This window comes from Sphingomonas sp. AP4-R1 (genome assembly GCF_013113735.1).
Classification (GTDB): Bacteria; Pseudomonadota; Alphaproteobacteria; order Sphingomonadales; family Sphingomonadaceae; genus Sphingomonas_I.
In genome coordinates this window covers 2,734,715-2,752,499 of record NZ_CP053346.1, presented here as the reverse complement: position 1 = coordinate 2,752,499, position 17,785 = coordinate 2,734,715, and the positions used below count along the sequence as shown (strand labels likewise).

At 67.1% G+C, this 17,785-nt stretch carries 16 protein-coding genes, 1 tRNA gene, 1 other RNA gene and 1 pseudogene; 11 read left to right on the top strand and 8 right to left on the bottom strand.

The features are described from left to right. Positions 1–11 precede the first annotated feature (11 nt). The gene (locus tag HL653_RS12845; RefSeq protein ID WP_171744859.1) at positions 12–929 is read right to left on the bottom strand and encodes a LysR family transcriptional regulator; all 918 of its coding nucleotides are present in this window, start codon (positions 927–929) and stop codon (positions 12–14) included. A gap of 86 nt (positions 930–1,015) precedes the next feature. On the opposite strand from HL653_RS12845, the gene HL653_RS12840 reads away from it, so the two are divergent. Beyond that, complete coding sequence (locus tag HL653_RS12840) at positions 1,016–2,050, top strand: aldo/keto reductase (RefSeq protein ID WP_171744857.1); 1,035 nt, start codon at positions 1,016–1,018, stop codon at positions 2,048–2,050. Positions 2,051–2,060: 10 nt separating this feature from the next. Beyond that, positions 2,061–3,241: pseudogene (locus HL653_RS12835) on the top strand (MFS transporter). A 115-nt stretch (positions 3,242–3,356) separates the two neighbouring features. On the opposite strand, the gene HL653_RS12830 reads toward HL653_RS12835, so the two are convergent. Both HL653_RS12830 and HL653_RS12825 read right to left on the bottom strand, forming a co-directional pair. Next, positions 3,357–3,432 (bottom strand) — tRNA-Ile (locus HL653_RS12830). A 45-nt stretch (positions 3,433–3,477) separates the two neighbouring features. Beyond that, the gene (locus HL653_RS12825) at positions 3,478–4,965 is read right to left on the bottom strand and encodes a hypothetical protein (protein WP_171744856.1); all 1,488 of its coding nucleotides are present in this window, start codon (positions 4,963–4,965) and stop codon (positions 3,478–3,480) included. A gap of 102 nt (positions 4,966–5,067) precedes the next feature. Here HL653_RS12825 and HL653_RS12820 point away from each other — a divergent pair, with 102 nt between their 5' ends. Both HL653_RS12820 and HL653_RS12815 read left to right on the top strand, forming a co-directional pair. Further along, complete coding sequence (locus HL653_RS12820; RefSeq protein WP_171744854.1) at positions 5,068–5,586, top strand: Lrp/AsnC family transcriptional regulator; 519 nt, start codon at positions 5,068–5,070, stop codon at positions 5,584–5,586. Positions 5,587–5,651: 65 nt separating this feature from the next. After that, positions 5,652–6,116, top strand: coding sequence for a cytochrome c family protein (locus HL653_RS12815; RefSeq protein ID WP_171744853.1), 465 nt, complete (start codon positions 5,652–5,654; stop codon positions 6,114–6,116). A 51-nt stretch (positions 6,117–6,167) separates the two neighbouring features. On the opposite strand, the gene HL653_RS12810 is transcribed toward HL653_RS12815, so the two are convergent. Both HL653_RS12810 and HL653_RS12805 read right to left on the bottom strand, forming a co-directional pair. Then, positions 6,168–6,620 carry a tRNA (cytidine(34)-2'-O)-methyltransferase gene (locus HL653_RS12810; RefSeq protein ID WP_171744852.1) on the bottom strand — a complete coding sequence of 151 codons (453 nt, stop codon included), beginning with the start codon at positions 6,618–6,620 and terminating at the stop codon, positions 6,168–6,170. A gap of 169 nt (positions 6,621–6,789) precedes the next feature. Continuing rightward, on the bottom strand, positions 6,790–8,046 hold the full coding sequence (locus HL653_RS12805) for a hypothetical protein (RefSeq protein WP_171744851.1): 1,257 nt from the start codon (positions 8,044–8,046) through the stop codon (positions 6,790–6,792). A gap of 298 nt (positions 8,047–8,344) precedes the next feature. Here HL653_RS12805 and gyrA point away from each other — a divergent pair, with 298 nt between their 5' ends. The 4 genes from gyrA to HL653_RS12785 all read left to right on the top strand — a co-directional run bounded on the left by gyrA (position 8,345) and on the right by HL653_RS12785 (position 12,804). Further along, on the top strand, positions 8,345–11,131 hold the full coding sequence (gene gyrA / locus HL653_RS12800) for a DNA gyrase subunit A (protein ID WP_253716816.1): 2,787 nt from the start codon (positions 8,345–8,347) through the stop codon (positions 11,129–11,131). A gap of 171 nt (positions 11,132–11,302) precedes the next feature. Beyond that, complete coding sequence (locus tag HL653_RS12795) at positions 11,303–11,806, top strand: hypothetical protein (protein WP_171744847.1); 504 nt, start codon at positions 11,303–11,305, stop codon at positions 11,804–11,806. 5 nt (positions 11,807–11,811) lie between these two features. After that, positions 11,812–12,162 (top strand): DUF952 domain-containing protein, encoded by a 351-nt coding sequence (locus HL653_RS12790; protein WP_171744846.1) that lies wholly within the window; start codon positions 11,812–11,814, stop codon positions 12,160–12,162. A gap of 210 nt (positions 12,163–12,372) precedes the next feature. Further along, on the top strand, positions 12,373–12,804 hold the full coding sequence (locus HL653_RS12785) for a hypothetical protein (protein WP_171744845.1): 432 nt from the start codon (positions 12,373–12,375) through the stop codon (positions 12,802–12,804). Between the two features lie 324 nt (positions 12,805–13,128). Here HL653_RS12785 and ssrA read toward each other — a convergent pair. The 3 genes from ssrA to mscL all read right to left on the bottom strand — a co-directional run bounded on the left by ssrA (position 13,129) and on the right by mscL (position 15,249). Then, positions 13,129–13,474, bottom strand: a transfer-messenger RNA (tmRNA) gene (ssrA, locus tag HL653_RS12780). Next, on the bottom strand, positions 13,467–14,672 hold the full coding sequence (locus HL653_RS12775; protein WP_171744844.1) for a glycosyltransferase family 87 protein: 1,206 nt from the start codon (positions 14,670–14,672) through the stop codon (positions 13,467–13,469). The genes ssrA and HL653_RS12775 overlap by 8 nt, the downstream gene beginning before the upstream one ends. Positions 14,673–14,787: 115 nt before the next feature. Continuing rightward, positions 14,788–15,249: a large conductance mechanosensitive channel protein MscL gene (mscL, locus tag HL653_RS12770; RefSeq protein WP_171744842.1), complete on the bottom strand. Its 462-nt coding sequence runs from the start codon at positions 15,247–15,249 to the stop codon at positions 14,788–14,790. A gap of 149 nt (positions 15,250–15,398) precedes the next feature. Here mscL and HL653_RS12765 point away from each other — a divergent pair, with 149 nt between their 5' ends. Genes HL653_RS12765 through HL653_RS12755 form a run of 3 tightly spaced genes read left to right on the top strand, consistent with a single transcriptional unit; the run spans position 15,399 to position 17,650 of the window. Beyond that, positions 15,399–15,986, top strand: coding sequence for a LemA family protein (locus HL653_RS12765; RefSeq protein WP_171744840.1), 588 nt, complete (start codon positions 15,399–15,401; stop codon positions 15,984–15,986). 9 nt (positions 15,987–15,995) lie between these two features. Further along, positions 15,996–16,982: a YgcG family protein gene (locus HL653_RS12760; RefSeq protein WP_171744839.1), complete on the top strand. Its 987-nt coding sequence runs from the start codon at positions 15,996–15,998 to the stop codon at positions 16,980–16,982. Next, positions 16,982–17,650 (top strand): TPM domain-containing protein, encoded by a 669-nt coding sequence (locus HL653_RS12755; protein ID WP_171744837.1) that lies wholly within the window; start codon positions 16,982–16,984, stop codon positions 17,648–17,650. Before HL653_RS12760 ends, HL653_RS12755 begins: the two co-directional genes overlap by 1 nt. Positions 17,651–17,785 lie beyond the last annotated feature (135 nt).

The window sequence follows — 17,785 nt, the reverse complement described above, 5'->3', positions numbered from 1 at the left end:
CGATCTCGGCGTCACCCGGCCCCCTGACGCAGCCGTGCCGCGAGAAAATCGACGAACACGCGGATCCGTGCGGGAATGGTCGTCCCACCGACAAACACCGCATGGATGAGCTCGACGTCGCCGGGATTATACTCCTCGAGGATCGGGGCGAGGCGCCCGCTCTCGATCTCGTCCGCGATGCTGAAAGCTCCGACGCGGGCGATACCGACCCCCGACGCGGCCAATTGACCCAGCGTTTCGCCGTTGTTGGCTTCGATGCTGCCCTTTACCGCCAGCGTGAAATCCTGCCCGTCGCGGCGGAAAGGCCAGATCGGCTCGGCCCGGCGGAAGTTGAAGTTGAGGCAATTGTGCGCGTGCAGGTCCTCAGGGTCACGCGGCACGCCGTTGCGGGCGAGATAGTCGGGCGAGGCGACGATCACCCGCCGCGTCTCGCCCAGCTTGCGCGCGGTCAGCATGCTGTCGGCCAGCGGGCCGAAGCGGATCGCGACATCGGCCTGTCCCGCAGCGATATCCACCAGCGTATCGGTGAGCGCGATGTCGATCAGGATGTGCGGGTAGAGCGCGGCAAATTCGCCCAGCAACGGCACCACGCAGAGCCGCCCGTGGGACAACGCCGCGCTGATCCGCAGCCGTCCGCGCGGCGCACCCTGGTCGGCGATCCGCTGCTCCGCCTCGTCCAGATCGGCGAGAATGCGCCGGGCCGACTGGAGATAGGTCTGCCCTTCCGCCGTCAGCGATAAAGCGCGCGTCGAGCGCAGCAGCAGGCGGACGCCCAGCCGCGCCTCGATCCGATCGACCGCGCGGGCGACCGCTGACGGGCTGAGTTCGAGCGCCCGCCCGGCCGCCGAGAAACTCCCCTGTTCGACCACCATCGCAAAGAGGCCAAGCGATCGCGCCCGATCGGCACCGCCCGCCAGCTTTGCATCCATCACAAAGATCCTCCGCGTCGATCCAGGCTACCGGGTCCTGATCACCTGCCGCACTTATGCGCCGACGTAGCAAGGATGAGCGAGACATGGAATATCGGCAACTGGGATCGTCGGGCCTGCGCGCACCGGCGCTCAGCTTCGGCACCGGCACGTTCGGCGGCAAGGGGCCGCTGTTCAGCGCCTGGGGCACGAGCGACACCGAAGAAGCGCGACATCTGATCGACATCTGCCTCGAAGCCGGCGTCAACCTGTTCGACACAGCCGACGTCTATTCGGACGGTGCCTCGGAGGAAATCCTTGGGCAGGCGATCAAGGGCCGGCGCGACGATGTGCTGATCTCCACCAAGACCGGCCTGCCGACGGGCGACGGCCCGCAGGACTGGGGCGCCTCGCGCGCGCGCCTGATTCACGCAGTGGAAGATGCGCTGCGCCGGCTCGGCACCGATCGGATCGACCTGCTCCAGCTTCACGCCTTCGACGCCTCGACTCCGACAGAGGAGGTGATGGGCACGCTCGATCTGCTCATCCGCGCCGGCAAGATCCGCTATGCCGGCGTCTCCAACTATCCCGGCTGGCAGGTGATGAAGGCGCAAGGGCTGGCCGATCGGCACGGCTGGCCGCGCCTCGTCGCCCATCAAGTCTATTATTCGCTGATCGGCCGCGCTTACGAGGCCGACCTGATGCCGCTCGCCGCCGATCAGGGAGTCGGCGCGCTGGTCTGGAGCCCGCTCGGCTGGGGGCGGCTGACCGGCAAGATCGGCCGCAACCGCCCGCTCCCCGAAGGCAGCCGCCTCCACGAGACCGAGCAATTCGCCCCGCCGGTCGAAACAGAACTTCTCTATCGCGTGATCGACGAACTGGAGGCGATCGCCGCCGAGACCGACAAGACCGTGCCCCAGATCGCGATCAACTGGTTGCTGCGCCGCCCGACCGTCTCCTCGGTCATCATCGGCGCGCGCAACGAGGAACAACTGCGCCAGAATCTCGGCGCGGTCGGCTGGGTACTGACGCCCGAGCAGGTCGCCCGGCTGGACACGGCCAGCGACGTGCTGCCGCCCTACCCGCACACCCCCTATCGCCAGCAGGAGGGCTTCGCCCGCCTGAACCCGGCGTTGGTCTGAGGATCACATGATGAAGCTCAATCCGGGCCTGCTCGCCCTTTCCGTCGGCGCGTTCGGCATCGGCGTGACCGAATTCGCGCCGATGGGCCTGCTGCCGGTCATCGCCCGCGATCTCGGCGTCTCGATCCCGATCGCCGGGCTCCTCATCAGCGCCTATGCGCTGGGCGTGATGCTGGGCGCACCGCTGATGACGCTGACGACCGGGCGGATGCCGCGCCGGACCTTGCTGATCCTGCTGGCCGGCATCTTCACCGCCGGCAATCTGCTGGCGGCGGTGTCGCACGGCTATGGCCTGCTGCTCGCGGCGCGCGTGCTGACCTCCTTCAACCATGGCGCGTTTTTCGGCGTCGGCTCGATCGTGGCCGCGAGCCTCGTCCCGCCCGAGCGCCGGGCCGGCGCGGTCGCCGCGATGTTCATGGGGCTGACGATCGCCAATGTCATCGGCGTGCCGCTCGCCACCTGGGCGGGTGAGCATCTCGGCTGGCGCGCCGCTTTCTGGGGTATCGCCGGATTGGGCCTGCTGACCATGGCGGCACTGCGCCTCACCCTCCCCGCCCTGCCCGCGCCCGCCGGCGGCGACGCGATGGCCGAACTGCGCGTGCTGGGTCGCGGCAAGGTGCTGGGCGCGCTGGCGCTGACCGTCGTCGGCTCCAGCGCGATGTTCACCGTCTTCACCTATATCGCGCCGATCCTGCGCGAGGCGACGCATGCCTCGCTCGGCTTCATCACCGCGATGCTCGTCGTCTATGGCGTGGGGCTGACCGTGGGGAACTGCTCGGCGGTCGTTTCGCCGATCGGTCGGTGGATCGCACGCTGATCGTGACACTGGGCTCACTCTCGGCGATCCTGATCCTGTTCGCGCTACTGATGGGCCATGCCGCCCCGGTTGCCGTGCTGGTCTTCCTGTGGGGTATCGCCAGCTTCGCGCTGGTGCCGCCGCTGCAGGTGCGCGTGATGCAGGCCGCCGCCGACGCGCCCAACCTCGCCTCGGCCGTCAATATCGGTGCGTTCAACCTCGGCAACGCGATCGGCGCAGCCTTGGGCGGCGGGGTGATCGCGTCCGATCTCGGCTATCCGGCGGTCGCACTGGCGGGTGCGGCCTGCTCGGCGATCGGGCTGGTCGCCGTAATTCTCAGCAGCCAATCTCGTCTTGCCGTTGCCGAGCGGGAGTCGATACCAGCCTCGATTTGAGGCCCAGTCGCTGAAAAGCCCCGAAAGCCATGTTCGGTCGCGCCCGAACACTGGGAAATAAATCGTTATAAAACAAAGGTTTTATAAAATACCCTGGAGGCCAAGAGGGATATCTTGGTGGGCCCGGAGGGACTCGAACCCCCAACCTAGCCGTTATGAGCGGCCAGCTCTAACCATTGAGCTACAGGCCCAGCGCCGCCGCGATAGCGGAGCGCGATCCGTCCTTGCAAGCCGCCTCAGATCTTTCGGAAGCGGATCACGCGCGGCTCGGCCGGCAGCGGCAGCGACAGGATGATGCGATCGGCATGGATGGCGAGGCGCCCGCCCGCCTCCTGCGCCAGCCGGTCGACCAGCCGCAGCGCGAAGCTGAGCCCCAGTTCGGGCGCGTCCGCATCCTGCAATTCCGCAGGCGGATAGAGCAAAGCCTGCGCGGGCCACCCGGTGAACCGCCCCGGCCGGGTGACGCTGAGCGCCAGCATCCGCCCGTCCGTCTTGTCCCGCCCCAGCCGCGCGACGATCTGCTCGTTGCGGCGGCCGAGCGAGACGACCGCGCCGATCAGGCGTGCCACCATCCGCTCCACCGCCTGCGGATCGGCATCGACCGGCGGCAGTCCGCGCGCGAGCCGGAAACTGACCTTGAGCCCGCGCGCATCCGCCAGCGGCTGGAGCGCGGCATCGATGCGGACGAGCAGGGCCGCCGCATCCAGCCCGCCATCCCCCGCCATCGCCACGGCCAGTTCCAGCGCCTCGATCGCGGAGACGAGCGCGGCGCTGCGCGTCAGCACCTCATCCGCCGCATCGCGCACACCGCCGGCCGGCAGCTTGGCCGGATCGGCGGCGTCGAACAGCGCCTCCAGCGGATCGCGCAGCCGATCGATCGCCGCATCCAGCCGCGACGCATTCACGGCCGGCGCGACATCGGCCGACGGCGCGACGACGGCAGTCTCGTCCGGTCGGGGCGTGCGCGCCACGCCGCGATAGCCGATCGTGCGGCCACCCTCGCTGCGGACCGGATCGGCCGAGATGCGCCATTCGCCCGCATGCGGCCCGTCCTCGACGGTCAGTCGCGCGTCCGCGAAGGGCTCGCCCCGGCGCCAAGCTCCGGCGACGCCGCCGTCCACGCCCTGCGGCGGCTCGGCGCAATGCGCGAGTTGGAGGTGATCGTCGCGCGTGTGCAACGCGCCCTCCGCATCGATCTCGAAGGCGAAGCCGGCGCCCTCCACAGGCCCGTCCCGGCGCGCGTTGAACGCATCGATCCGCGCCAGCAGATCGCTGATCTGGCTGGCCGCGACCGGCGCGTCCGCGTCTTCGCGATCATAAGCGCGATCATCATCGCGCTCCTCTTCCGGCGGATCCTCGTGGAACAGATCGTCCCCGAACAGATCCCGCGCGGGGCCGATCCGCACCGCCTGCACCGCAAACGTCGCGCGATCGGCGGGCGTCGGCAGCAACGGGCCATAAGCGAGCGGATCGCGCGCGAGATACGCCGTGAACGCGGCCGGCGCCCGCGCCAGATCGATCGCCGCGATCGTACGGCGGCGATCCGCCAGCGGCACGTCCTGCTCGGTCTCGCTCAACCGCGCGATCACGCGATCCATCACCGCCGGATCCTGCTGCGGCGCATCCTCCATGAGATCGGCCAGCTGGCGCCAGATGCGGACACGATCGGGCGCGGCCTGCGCCTCCCATGCCAGCAATGTCGCGAGACGATCGTCGAAGCGCACTCTTTCCCCCATCAGCGCGCGGCGCCGCAATGCGCCATCATATCGCGCCCGGCCGGATGGGAGAAGCAAAGTCTTGCTTGGAAAATTACGACATGACGCAATATGATTGCCGATCATAGCCCTACGCCGCAAGGAACAACCGTGCCGTCCCATCCGACCCTCGATCCGATCGATCGCGCCATTCTCGCCACGCTGCAGGACGAGGGCAGAATCACCAATGTCGAGCTGGCCGGGCGCGTCGGCCTGACCGCCCCGCCCTGCCTGCGCCGCGTCCGGACGCTGGAGGAAACCGGGGTGATCCGCGGCTATCATGCGGAGCTGGAGCCGGTGGCGCTGGGCTTCGGCATCACGGTCTTCGCGATGGTCAGCCTGAAGAGCCAGGCCGAGGCCGACCTGCTGGCCTTCGAGGAGCATGTGACCGCGCTGCCCGAGGTGCGCGAATGCCATATGCTGAACGGCGAGATCGATTTCGTGCTGAAGATCGTTGCGCATGATCTGCAGGCGTTTCAGGCCTTCCTGACCTCCAAGCTCACGCCCGCGCCGAACGTGGCGAGCGTGAAGACCTCGCTCACGATCCGCACCGCGAAGCAGGTGCCGGGCGTGCCGGTGGAGCAGGGCTGAGGCGACCACGCGGAGCCCCCCATCCCGATCTTGCCAAGGCCGCGGCGTGCGGCAAAGGGAGCGCGATGATCGTCCCGCCGCCCCGGAGCCGTTCCTCCCTGCGATCAGCCTCGGCCCTTCTGATCGCCGGCTGCATCCTCGCCGGTTGCTCCAGGGATGACCGGGAGGCGCGGCGCCAGGCGGCGGGCCCCCATCCCTCGCTGGAGGCGCTCGCCCGCGTGGCGGACGCCCAGGCCGGGAGTGTCGCGTTCCGGCGCTGCGCCGCCTGCCACCCGATCGCCCCCGGCACACCGGATCTCGGGGGGCCCAATCTCTTCGGCATCATGGGCGCCCCGATCGGGCACCATAGCGACCGCTTCGGCTATACGGCGGCGCTGCAGGCGGTGGGCGGCGTCTGGACGCCCGCGCGAATGGATGCCTGGATGGCCGATCCGCATGCCATGGTGCCCCGCACGACGATGAACTTCGACGGCGTTGCGGATCCCCTCATCCGGGCGGACATCATCGCCTATCTGCAGACCCGGAAGTAACGGGGACGATAAGCGTCCCCCGGCCATCCGGCACGCTGCGTTCGGGCGGTATCAGCGCGGCAACGCGGCCGTCTGGCGCAGCGCTTCCCCCAGACCGAGCGCCGCCGACATGGCGAGATTCATCGAGCGCACCTGGGCTCGCATCGGAATGCGGAGCCGAACATCGCAGGCATCGGCGATGTCGGGCGGCACGCCGCCACTCTCTTTTCCGAAGAACAGGACATCGTCGGCTCTGAAGTCGAAATCATAGACGGATTGGCTGCCCTTGGTCGTGAACAGGGCCAGCCTGCGGGAGCCGATGGTGGCCCGAAAGGCCTCGAAACCGGCATGGCGGACAATCTCGACATGGTCGATATAGTCCATCGCGGTTCGGCGCACGCGCTTGTCGTCCCACACGAAGCCCATCGGCTCGATCAGATCCACGGCGGCGCCCAGGCAGGCACCAAGCCGCAGGACGGCACCGACATTTCCCGCAATCTCGGGTTCGAAAAGAGCAATCCGCATTCCCCGTGATTGGCGCGCCGGAACGCCCGCCGCAAGGCGATCTCGCCGGCGGCGCCGGATGCCGGCGCCGGATGTGAGGCCGCAGGGGAAAAAGCGGCCGCGGGAAAAAGAAAACGCCGCCCCGGCAGGAACCGGGACGGCGCTTTCGTGGCCCGTGATCGGCGGGCGATCAGGCCGGCGGATGATCCACGTACACCGTCCACAGATCGGCGAGCGCCTTGCGCGGGCCGGTGACGGCGGCGAAGGCCGCCTTGGCGCCGGCCGTGTCGCCCGACTTGGCGAGTGCCATGCCGAGACGGATGTTCACGACGTTGGCGTCGACGCCGCCCTTCGAGAGCGCCAGCTTGTACATTTCGACGGCCTTGGGCCAATCGGCATAGCCGAGGAACGCATCGCCGGTGTTCTGCGCGATCTTGCCGTTGGCGGCGGCGGCGGCGGACTTGGGCGCACCCGCCAGCGATGCCTTGTCGGCCGGCGCCTTCGCCGCGACGATGCCCTTGATCTCGGTGGCATTCTTGCCAGCCGGATTGACCTGGCCCGAAGCGGTGCCGGCGTTCAGCACCATCAGCGCCTCACCCGGATAGCGCAGATAGGTGGCGATCACATAATCCATGTAATCGCGCTCGCCCTTCATCCCGCCCGTGGAATAGAGCAGGCGATACAGATCGAGTTCGGTATCGGGATCGAGCTTCGAGCTGTCACGATAGATGACCAGCGCATCGCGCCAGTTGCTCTTGGTCGGATAGGCCGAGATCCACTTCTTGGCGAGATCGGCGGTGATGCCCTGGATGGCCGCCTTGTCCGGACCGGCCTTCGCGCCATAGCCGATCGCGATGCCGCGCTGATACCAGCCTTCGGGAGCCGGCTGGCCGGCGGCCACCTGCTTGTCGATCGCGCCGTTCAGCGTCTGCAGCGCGACCATGTCCTTGCCCAGCTCATGCTGCGTCGAGACGAGCACGGGGATCAGATCCGCATCGGTGCTGCCGGCGGCCTGCGCGGCGAGCAGGGACTGCTCGGCCGTGGGGTAATCCTTCGCCTGATAGGCCATCTTGGCCTTCACCATCTGCAGCTGGCTGACCATCTCCGGCGGCGCCTTGCCGCTGTCGATCATCATGTTCACCGCCTTGGGGAACAGATCCTGCTGCTGGCCCTTCTGCGCGACCTGCAGATAGAGCTGGCCCATGATGAATTTGTCATCGGCGGTCTTGATCTCGGGCTCGGCGGCGTCGAGACCCGCCTTGGTGCCGGCCCAATCGGCCTTGGCGATCGCGGCCTGCGCGGCGACGGCGGCGGCGCGGATCTTCGGCGAAAGCTCCATCGCGGCCGGCTTGGCGGGCTTTTCCTTCGCAGCCATGACCGGCGCGGTCGCGACGACCCCGCCCAAAGCCAGCGCCAGACCCAGCGCGGTGGTGGAAAGCATCTTCATCTGGCTTCATCTCCTCTTGGCGTCGCTTGGCCGAGTAGTCGGTCGCGTCGTTAACCCCGGCGAGCGGCGGCGACAAGCACGCAAGCTGACCGCGCGGGACTGAACGCCCCTTGAACCCGCTCAGGGGGAGTTGGTTTCGAGAGTCCGCTCACGATCGAATCCCTCTCGCGTACGCGCGCCCGTACAGACAGCGGGCGGCGTGGCGCAGCGGGGTGGCGCAAGCGCATCCATGTCGCTAAATGGTCATACCGGGCCTGCCGCACGGCGCCCTTCCCGACAGCGACAACGAGACATATCCTTGGCCACCATCCCGCCGCCGCCCGAGGGCAGCGACATCTCGCCCATCAACATCGTCGACGAGATGAAGTCGAGCTATCTCGACTATGCGATGTCGGTGATCGTCGCGCGCGCGCTTCCCGACGTGCGCGACGGCCTGAAGCCCGTTCACCGCCGCATTCTCTATGCCAGCCAGGAGGGCGGATTCGTCCCCGGCCGGCCCTATCGCAAGTCGGCCAAGATCGTCGGCGACGTGATGGGCAATTATCACCCGCACGGCGACAGCTCGATCTACATGGCGCTCGCCCGCATGGCCCAGGATTGGGCGATGCGCGTGATGCTGATCGACGGCCAGGGCAATTTCGGATCGATGGACCCGGATCTGCCGGCGTCGATGCGTTACACCGAGGCGCGTCTGTCCAAGGCGGCGATGTCGCTCTTGGAGGATATCGACAAGGACACGGTCGATTTCGGCCCGAACTATGATGGTTCGCGCGAGGAGCCGCTGGTCCTGCCGGCGCGCTTCCCGAACCTGCTGGTCAACGGCGCGGGCGGCATCGCCGTCGGCATGGCCACCAACATCCCGCCGCACAACCTTGGGGAGGTCGTCGCGGCCTGCAAGGCGCATATCGAGCGGATGCTCTCGGGCGGCGATCCGCTGACGATCGAAGAGCTGATGGAGATCGTGCCGGGACCGGACTTCCCGACCGGCGCGCTGATCCTCGGCAAGGGCGGCGTCCGCAACGCCTACACCAACGGGCGCGGCTCGATCATCATGCGCTCGCGCCACGAGATCGAGACGAAGCGCGGCGACCGCACCTCGATCGTGCTGACCGAAATTCCCTATCAGGTGGGCAAGGCCGGCCTGGTCGAGGGCATTGCCGAAGCCGCGAAGGAAAAGCGGATCGAGGGCATCAGCGACATCCGCGACGAATCGAACCGGTTCGGCGTGCGGATCGTGATCGATCTGAAGCGCGACGCGACGCCCGAGGTGGTGCTGAACCAGCTGTGGCGCCACACGCAGGCGCAGACCAGCTTCCCGGCCAACATGCTCGCGCTGCGCGGCGGCCGTCCCGAGACGCTGTCGCTCTACGACATCATCGAGGCGTTCGTCGGCTTCCGCGAGGAAGTGATCACCCGCCGCTCCAAGTTCGAGCTGCTGAAGGCGCGCGAGCGGGCGCATGTGTTGCTCGGCCTCGTCGTCGCGGTGACGAACCTCGACGAAGTGGTCCGGATCATTCGCGGATCGGCCTCGCCGGCCGAGGCGCGCGCATCTTTGCTGGCGCGCGAATGGCCGATCGCGGAGATCGCCTCTTACATCCGCCTCGTCGAGGCGGTGGAAGAGGAAGTGACGGGCGACGTCTATCGCCTGTCCGAAATCCAGGTCCGCGCCATTCTCGACCTGCGCCTGCACCGCCTGACCGGCCTCGGCCGCGACGAAATCGGCGAAGAGCTGGCGAAGCTCGCGGAATCGATCGGCGAGCTGCTGGAGATCCTCGGCAATCGCGTGAAGCTCTACGAGATCATGGTCGAGGAATTCGACGCGATCCTCGCCGCCTTCGCCACCCCTCGCAAGACCGAGATCGCGCCCGCCGGCGACGACATCGACGACGAGGATCTGATCGAGCGCGAGGACATGGTCGTCACCGTGACCCTCGGCGGCTACATCAAGCGCACGCCGCTGGATGCGTTCCGCACGCAGGCGCGCGGCGGCAAGGGCCGCTCCGGCATGGCGACCAAGGATGAGGACGCCGTCACCAAGCTGTTCGTCACCTCGACGCACACGCCGGTCCTGTTCTTCTCCACCGCCGGCAAAGTCTATCGGATGAAGGTGTGGAAGCTGCCGGAAGGCGCCCCGCAGGCGCGCGGCCGGCCGATGATCAACCTGCTGCCGCTGGCGCCGGGCGAAACCATCTCCACCGTGCTGCCCTTGCCCGAGGACGAGGCGGAATGGGGCAAGCTCCACATCCTGTTCGCCACCGCCAAGGGTCTGGTGCGCCGCAATTCCATGGATGCGTTCACCAACATCCGCTCGGCCGGCAAGATCGCGATGCGCTTCGGCACGGACGAGGAGAGCGAGGATGCGAGCGATCGCCTGATCGGCGTCACCTTGCTCACCGAAGAGGATGACGTGCTGCTCGCCACGCGCAACGGCAAGGCGATCCGCTTCGCCGCGACCGACGTGCGCGAATTCCAGAGCCGGACGGCGTCCGGCGTGCGCGGCGCCAAGCTGCTGGGCGCGGACGAGGTGATCTCGCTGTCGATCCTGAAGGGCTCGAACGCCGATACGGAGGAGCGCGAGGCCTATCTCCGCGCCGCTCCGTGGAAGGACAACGAGGCCGAGCCCACGCTGAGCGTCGAGCGCATGGCCGAGCTGGCCGAGGCGGAAGAGTTCGTGATGACCGTCTGCGCCAATGGCTACGGCAAGCGCTCCTCGGCTTACGAATATCGCCGGATCGGTCGCGGCGGCCAGGGCATCACCAACATCGACAATCTGGAGCGCAACGGGCCTGTGGTGGCCAGTTTCCCGGCCCACAAGGGCGAGCAGTTGATGCTCGTCACCGATCAGGCCAAGCTGATCCGCATGTCCGTGGGCGATACGCGCGTGATCGGCCGTGGGTCCGCGGGCGTCCGCCTGTTCCACGTTGCCGAGAACGAGCATGTCGTGGCCGCCGCGCGGATCGAGGAAGCCGAGGAGGAGGCCGAGGCCGACGTGCGCGAGGAGGGCGACATCACCGCGCCCGAAACCGATCCGCAGCCCGAAGGCGATACCGGCGAGGATCTGGCCGACGGCGGCGAGGAGGCCTGAGCCGGGGCTGAGCCCATTTCACCGCTTCCAACGGATCCGTGCTCCGGCGAACGCCGGAGCCCAGAGCTGCAAGCGCATCGCGTGATGCCCTGGGCTCCTGCTTTCGCAGGAGTACGGATGGAGTGTGCAGTGACGCTCGAAACTCGTTGTGGCCTCCGCTAAGGACGCACCATGTTCTTCGCACCCGGATCCGTCGCTTCCGCTGCCGCCTGCGTCGGCGCGTGCCTGATGGAGGCGATGTCGCCCGAGCGGCGCGCCGCCGTGGAGCAGATCGTGCAGACGCAGGGGCCCGAGCGGGCAGTCGCCACCCTCTCTCCGGATGGAACGGGACGCGGCAGCCGCTGGGACGTTTTGATGATCGCGATCGAGAGCGGAGATGCGGGCTGGCTGCACGTAGCCTCGGCTCTCCGGCCCGGTGCCACGGGCGCGGCGGGAGAATCGCTGCTCAGCGCGCTTTCCACGGCCCTGCGCCGCAACGCGCCCGCCGTGCTGGGCATGATGGGGCCCACCATCCGGGCCGAAGATATCTGCTACCAGCGCATCGACACCCGGCCGATCGACGACAAGGTGTTCGAGGTCCATACCCGCAACGCGCTGGCCGTGATCACCGAGCCGAAGCTGATCGCCGCGCGCGACCGGTGCCTGGCCGTCCTGAACAAACATAGCGAGGATTGATCCCGATGCCCGATCCGATCGCCTACAAGGTGCTGACCGCCGACCAGATGGAGGCGCTGGAACATCAGGGCCATTTCGACGGCGCGCCGATCGATCTGGCCGACGGCTATATCCACCTCTCCACCGCCGCCCAGCTGACCGAGACGGTCGACAAGCATTTCGCGGGACAGGAGCATCTTCACGTCGCCGCCGTCGATCTGGACGCACTGGGCGAGGCGATCCGCTGGGAGGAATCGCGCGGCGGACAGCTGTTTCCGCATCTTTACGGCCAGCCGCTGAGCCTGGAGACCGTCATCGCTTACGGTCCGCTGGAGCGCCACGCGGATGGCGGGGTCGCCCTGCCCGTCGCGGGCTAACGTTTCTGACACATTCGTCATTGCGAGCGCAGCGAAGCAATCCAGTTCGCACTGCCGAGACTGGATTGCTTCGCTGCGCTCGCAATGACGATCATGTCAAAGGCGTACCCTTTACCGGACCGCCGCCGCCTGACGAGAAGAAATCGTTAACCACGATAGCCTAATCTGCCGCCGCACGCCTGACGGCAGGAGTGCTGGAGGTGAGGCGTCGTGCGTAAACTTTTGATCGGGATGGCGGCCTTCGCGCTCGGCGCGACATCGGCGAACGCCGTCGGCAGCTGCACGCTCACGCTCACCACATCCGGCAAGCTGACGATGAGCGGCGACGGGATGTCGATCAGTTCGCTCAATACGGGAGGGCTCAGCGCCGTGATGGCGGTCGTCAGCCTCAATCTCACGCCGCAGCTGATCTTCTCGCCTCTATCGATCGTAGGGCCCACGGGCTGGGCGGGCTCGCCCATCACCTATCAGTCGCTGAAGACACTCAGCGGTACCAACATTCCCTTCACCAACACCGGATTCTCGGTCAACGTGTCCCCCGTCGCCGATACGCTGACGATCGATGCGCGCGTGGTGAACACCAGCGGCTTCAAGGCGGGCAGCTACAACGCGTCGACGACGATCACCTGCCAGGCGGCGTAAGCCTGCCAGCGCAACGGTTGCGCGCACCTCATTCCCCCAAAAGCCGTCATCCTGAAGGCGTTTGGCGCTTATCCCCTTCGAAAAGCCTCCGTCATGCCGGACGTGTTCCGGCACCCACCCGTCCGCTCGCTCCTCGGGTTGCTGATCCAGCCGTAAGGCGGGCCGCGCGCATAAGCCCTCCCTGAGCCCGTCGAATGGTCCGGGATCCTGTTCCGAGAGGGTATCTCTGCGCTTGGACTGAATAGCTGGCCCTGCGGGCGTCATCACCCGCCACAGGCGAAAGAGGTCCGGGGGGTTCTGTTGCTCGGCCCCCCCGGCGGCCGCCGGAATCCACTTCTGTTGCCCGGTGTGGCCCGAACCGCGTTCAAGCCTTGTAATCTAAGCCGTTAGGCCTTGATTACGCGGCAATCGCGAGCGCCTCGTTGTCGTTGGCACTTGTGGTTTCGAGCCTTTAACGGGTTACTCAGCCCGGGCAAAAATACGCATCCCGCAAACACGTCGATCCTAGTTCGGCCCCATCAGAGCCCCTGCCCGAAGACAGGAGTTTTGGTGGAGCCGCCGGGTACCGCCCCCGGGTCCGCTGCTTCGAAACGTCGCACCATTTATCGCCATAGCCGGGGCGAACCCCGGCACGGCCGATATAGGCGCGAAAACCTGCGGCTTCAATGCGCTACGGTGGCCAACGTGCCGATCGCCCCGGATCCGCTCTCCGGCGCGCGCCGCAGCAGGAAGATCAGGCTGAAGATCAGCAGCAGCAGCCCTCCCACCGCCGCCACCGTCGCGCCCGTTTCCTCGACGCCCACGACCCGGCTGATATTTTCCGGGCGCATCAGGATGAGGAGCGGCGCCACGCAGATCAGAGCGGCGGACCGCCCCATCCACGGCAGGATCGCGATCAGCGGGCAGAGGATCACCATGTCATAGACATGCAGCACGACGAAGGCAGCCACTGTCGACAGCGAGAGCAGCAGATAGATCGCGGCCGCCTCGACCGGCTCGGGACGCCCCGTCTTCCGCCAGCGCAGATGGAGCGCCGTCATCGCGACGAGGATCACGACGCAGCCGATCAGGCTCATCACGAGCGCCGACATGTCGTGCCCCGTCGCCGCCTGGATCAGATTGGCGACGCCCGTCATCAGGCGGGGCGTGTTGTAGGCGATGGCGCGATAATCGATGAGATTATGCATCAATCCCCCGATCGTGGCGCCGACCCCGCCGATGGCAAGGCCCGGAATGGAAGCGAGGACCGTGATCCCCACGCCCCACGCCGTCATCCGGATACCGGACCGGAAAAAGAAAGGAATGACGCAGCAAAGGACCAGCCCGACATGCGGCTTCAGCATGACGATCGCCATGCCGATGCCCCCGATCACCGGGGCCTGACGGCCGATGCCCCATGCGATCAGCGCGATCCCGAACAGGATGATGAACGAGGTCTGCCCCACCACCAAAGTGGATCCGGACGCGGTCATCAGGCCGAGATAGGCGACGACCGCCGCCGTCAGCACAAGCGCGCCTTCCGAGGTGCGCCCGAACAATCGTCCGAGCAGAGCCGCGCCCGCCAGCGACAGGATCAGGCCGGTCGCGTTCCAGAGCAGAAGTCCCGTCTGATAGGGCACCCAGCTATAGGGCATCATCACCGGCAGCGCATGCGGCGGATAGGGCCAGATCATGACGGGCGACCATTGGCCGAACAGCGCGACGCCCATCGCCTCGTAATGATCCTGGAGATAGGGGTTCACCCCCGCGGCCCAGGTGCGGCCGGCAAGCCAGAACAGCTTGAAATCGACGACATCGAGGCCGCCGCGCACCCGCCACACCATGTTCGCGAAGCCGAGCAACGCCGCGAAAATCAGAATCGACCTCACCCAGGGGGCCGCACGCGATCCATTTTCAAGCATCATCCGTCATCGCCCCCTGCAGCCCCCTCGTCATACCGGCGGCGAAGCGACGGCGCCATGCCGCGCCTCGCCGCCCGGTGCATCATGCGGCGCCGGAGCGCTTCTGCAGCTCGTCGCGGATTTCACGCAGCAGCACGACTTCGGCGCTGTCCGGCGCGGGCGTGGCGGCTTCCTCGCGCGCCTTGTCCGCGGCGACGCTGGCCATCGCCTTGTTCACGGCGCGCAGCAGCAGGAAGATGATGAAAGCGACGATCACGAAATTGACGACCTGCGTCACGAACTCGCCATAGCCGAGCAGGGGCACGCCGGCTTTCTTCAGATCGGCATAGCTGGCGAGCGAGCCCTTATAATCCGCCGGGATCGGCCCCAACGTGAGGAAATAGCCCGAGAAATCGAGGCCGCCGAAGATCTTGCCGATCATCGGCATGATGATGTCGTCCGTCAGGCTGGTGACGATCTTGCCGAAGGCCGCGCCGATGATGACCGCGACGGCGAGATCCATCACGTTGCCGCGATTGATGAATGCCTTGAATTCCTTGAACATCGAAGCTCCCTTCGGTCGGTCCCGTCCCCGGCCCTTTTTCCTCGCTCCCGCAGACGGGATCAACCCCGGCGATCCGCCGATCTTGATTGCGGGGTGTGTCCTACCCAAGTAAAACGGCGCAACCGAAACAATCCTTCCGAGGACCCACGATGTCGCTTTCCGCCAAGACCCGTTTCGCCCTCGTCGCGCCGATCGCCGCGCTCGCGCTGGGCGGCTGCGGCATCAATTCGATCCCCACCGCCGAGGAAACCGCCAAAGCGAAGTGGGCGGACGTGCAGAATGAATACCAGCGGCGCGCCGATCTGGTTCCGAACCTCGTCGCCACGGTGAAGGCCGCCGGCGCGCAGGAGAAGAGCATCCTCGTCGAGGTGACGCAGGCGCGCGCGGCGGCGAACAATGTGCGCGTCTCGGCCAACGATCTGAGCGATCCCGCCAAGCTCGCCCAGTTCGATCGCGCGCAATCCACGCTCGGCCTGTCGCTGCAGAAGATGCAGGAGGCCTATCCGGAGTTGCAGAGCCAGGCCGGCTACCAGACGCTGCAGAGCCAGCTGGAAGGCACCGAGAACCGAATCACGATCGCCCGGCGAGATTATAACGAGGCGGTGCAGGCCTATAACACCCGCATCCGCACCTTCCCCGACGCGATCGGCGCCAAGGTCTTCTACGGCGCCAAGCCGATGGCGACCTTCCAGGCGACCAGCGCGGGCGCTGACACCGCGCCGAAGGTGAATTTTTAAGGCCGAACGATGACATCCCCTTTCCCGTACCCCGGCGAAAGCCGGGGTCCAGAGCTGCCCGCGCTGCGCCCGAAGCTCTGGGCTCCGGCATTTGCCGGGGTACGGCTGGCGATCGTTCTGGCGCTGCTGGCCCTCGCATTGGGGAGCCTCTTTCCCCGAGCCAGCGTGGCGCAGAGCTTCCCCGCCTTCACCGGCCTCGTCGTCGATGCGGCGAATGTGATCCCGCAGGATCAGAAGGCCGCGCTGGAAGCGAAGCTGGAAGCCTTCCAGAAGCAGACGCAGCGCCAGTTCGTGGTGGCGACCATTCCCGATCTGCAGGGCTATGCGATCGAGGATTATGGCTATCGGCTCGGGCGGAGCTGGGGCGTGGGCCTCAAGGATGCCGACAATGGCGTCATCCTGATCATCGCGCCCAAGGAACGGAAGGTACGGATCGAGGTCGGCCGCCGGCTGGAGCCGGTGATGACCGACGCGCTTTCCAGCATCATCATCCGCACCCGTATTCTCCCCGCCTTCAAGTCAGGCGACATGGCGGGCGGGATCACGGCGGGCGCCGACGCGATCATCCAGCAGTTGAGCGCGCCGGACGATCAGGCCAGAGCGGAAGCCGCCAAGGCAGCAGCCACCTTTGACAAGGCGCACAAGAAGTCCTCCGGCGGCGGCGTGCCGTTCGGGCTGATCTTCTGGGGCTTCGTGGTGGCTTTCGTGATCCTCGCGATGCGGCGCGGGCGCAGCGGCGCGGCAGGTCCGTGGGGCCAGCGGCGCTATCGCAGCGACGATGGCAGCGGCTGGGTGTGGCTGTGGGCGGCGAGCGAACTGATCGACCATGCCACCCGCGACAATCGCGGCTCCGGCAATAGCTGGGGTGGCGGAGGTGACGGCGGAAGCTGGGGCGGCGGAAACGGCGGCGGATCGGACGGAAGCTGGGGCGGCGGCGGCTTCACCGGCGGCGGTGGCGGCGATTTCGGGGGCGGTGGCGCCTCGGGAGACTGGTGATGAAGCTCACCGAACGCGACTCGCAGCTGGTGGCGGACGCGATCCGCGCGGCCGAGGCGCGCACCGACGGCGAGGTTTCCGCGATCGTCGCGGCCAATTCGGACAGCTATCATGACGTGGTTCTGCACTGGTCCCTGCTCGTAGCGCTGCTGCCGCTGAGCATGTCGGCCGCCTTTCCCGGCCTGCTGGTGTGGGGCGCGGAACTCGTCACCGGCGGATGGGAGGAAGCGCCCGACCTGCGGCTGATGCTGACGATCCTGCTGGTGAAGAGCGTGGCTTTGTTCCTGATCGCACGCCTCATCCTCGGGCGACCGAAGATCCGGATGGCGCTGACGCCCGCCGCCACCAAGGCGCGCCGCGTGCGCCGCCGCGCGATCATGCTGTTTCGCACCGGCACCGAGCAGCGCACCGCCACCGCGACGGGGGTTTTGCTGTATCTCAGCCTGGCCGAGCATCGCGCCGAGATCGTGGCGGACGCGGCGATTCACGCGAAGGTGAAGCCCGAGCAATGGGGCGAGGCGATGACGATGCTGATCGCGGCCGTGCGCGACGATCGGCCGGGCGAAGGCATTGCGGCGGCGATCGCCAGGATCGGCGACGTGCTGGCCACGCATTTCCCGCGCGGTGACGATCCCAACGAGTTGCCCGACCGGCTGATCGTGCTTTAATCTCTGCCTTCTCCTTCCCGCTTGTGCTGAGCGTGTCGAAGCACCGTCCTTCCTTGGCGCATCGTTGAAGAAAAGGACGGCCCTTCGACAGGCTCAGGGCGAACGGAGGGTTACACCTCAGCGAAAGAGCACCCC

Excerpts from the sequence above, each read along its gene's own strand:
- mscL (WP_171744842.1), bottom strand. The coding sequence starts at position 15,249 with ATGTTCAAGGAATTCAAGGCATTCATCAATCGCGGCAACGTGATGGAT.
- HL653_RS12795 (WP_171744847.1), top strand. The coding sequence starts at position 11,303 with ATGTTCTTCGCACCCGGATCCGTCGCTTCCGCTGCCGCCTGCGTCGGC.
- HL653_RS12840 (WP_171744857.1), top strand. The coding sequence starts at position 1,016 with ATGGAATATCGGCAACTGGGATCGTCGGGCCTGCGCGCACCGGCGCTC.
- HL653_RS12810 (WP_171744852.1), bottom strand. The coding sequence starts at position 6,620 with ATGCGGATTGCTCTTTTCGAACCCGAGATTGCGGGAAATGTCGGTGCC.
- HL653_RS12765 (WP_171744840.1), top strand. The coding sequence starts at position 15,399 with ATGTCGCTTTCCGCCAAGACCCGTTTCGCCCTCGTCGCGCCGATCGCC.
- HL653_RS12845 (WP_171744859.1), bottom strand. The coding sequence starts at position 929 with ATGGATGCAAAGCTGGCGGGCGGTGCCGATCGGGCGCGATCGCTTGGC.
- HL653_RS12815 (WP_171744853.1), top strand. The coding sequence starts at position 5,652 with ATGATCGTCCCGCCGCCCCGGAGCCGTTCCTCCCTGCGATCAGCCTCG.
- HL653_RS12790 (WP_171744846.1), top strand. The coding sequence starts at position 11,812 with ATGCCCGATCCGATCGCCTACAAGGTGCTGACCGCCGACCAGATGGAG.
- HL653_RS12805 (WP_171744851.1), bottom strand. The coding sequence starts at position 8,046 with ATGAAGATGCTTTCCACCACCGCGCTGGGTCTGGCGCTGGCTTTGGGC.
- HL653_RS12760 (WP_171744839.1), top strand. The coding sequence starts at position 15,996 with ATGACATCCCCTTTCCCGTACCCCGGCGAAAGCCGGGGTCCAGAGCTG.
- HL653_RS12755 (WP_171744837.1), top strand. The coding sequence starts at position 16,982 with ATGAAGCTCACCGAACGCGACTCGCAGCTGGTGGCGGACGCGATCCGC.
- HL653_RS12820 (WP_171744854.1), top strand. The coding sequence starts at position 5,068 with ATGATTGCCGATCATAGCCCTACGCCGCAAGGAACAACCGTGCCGTCC.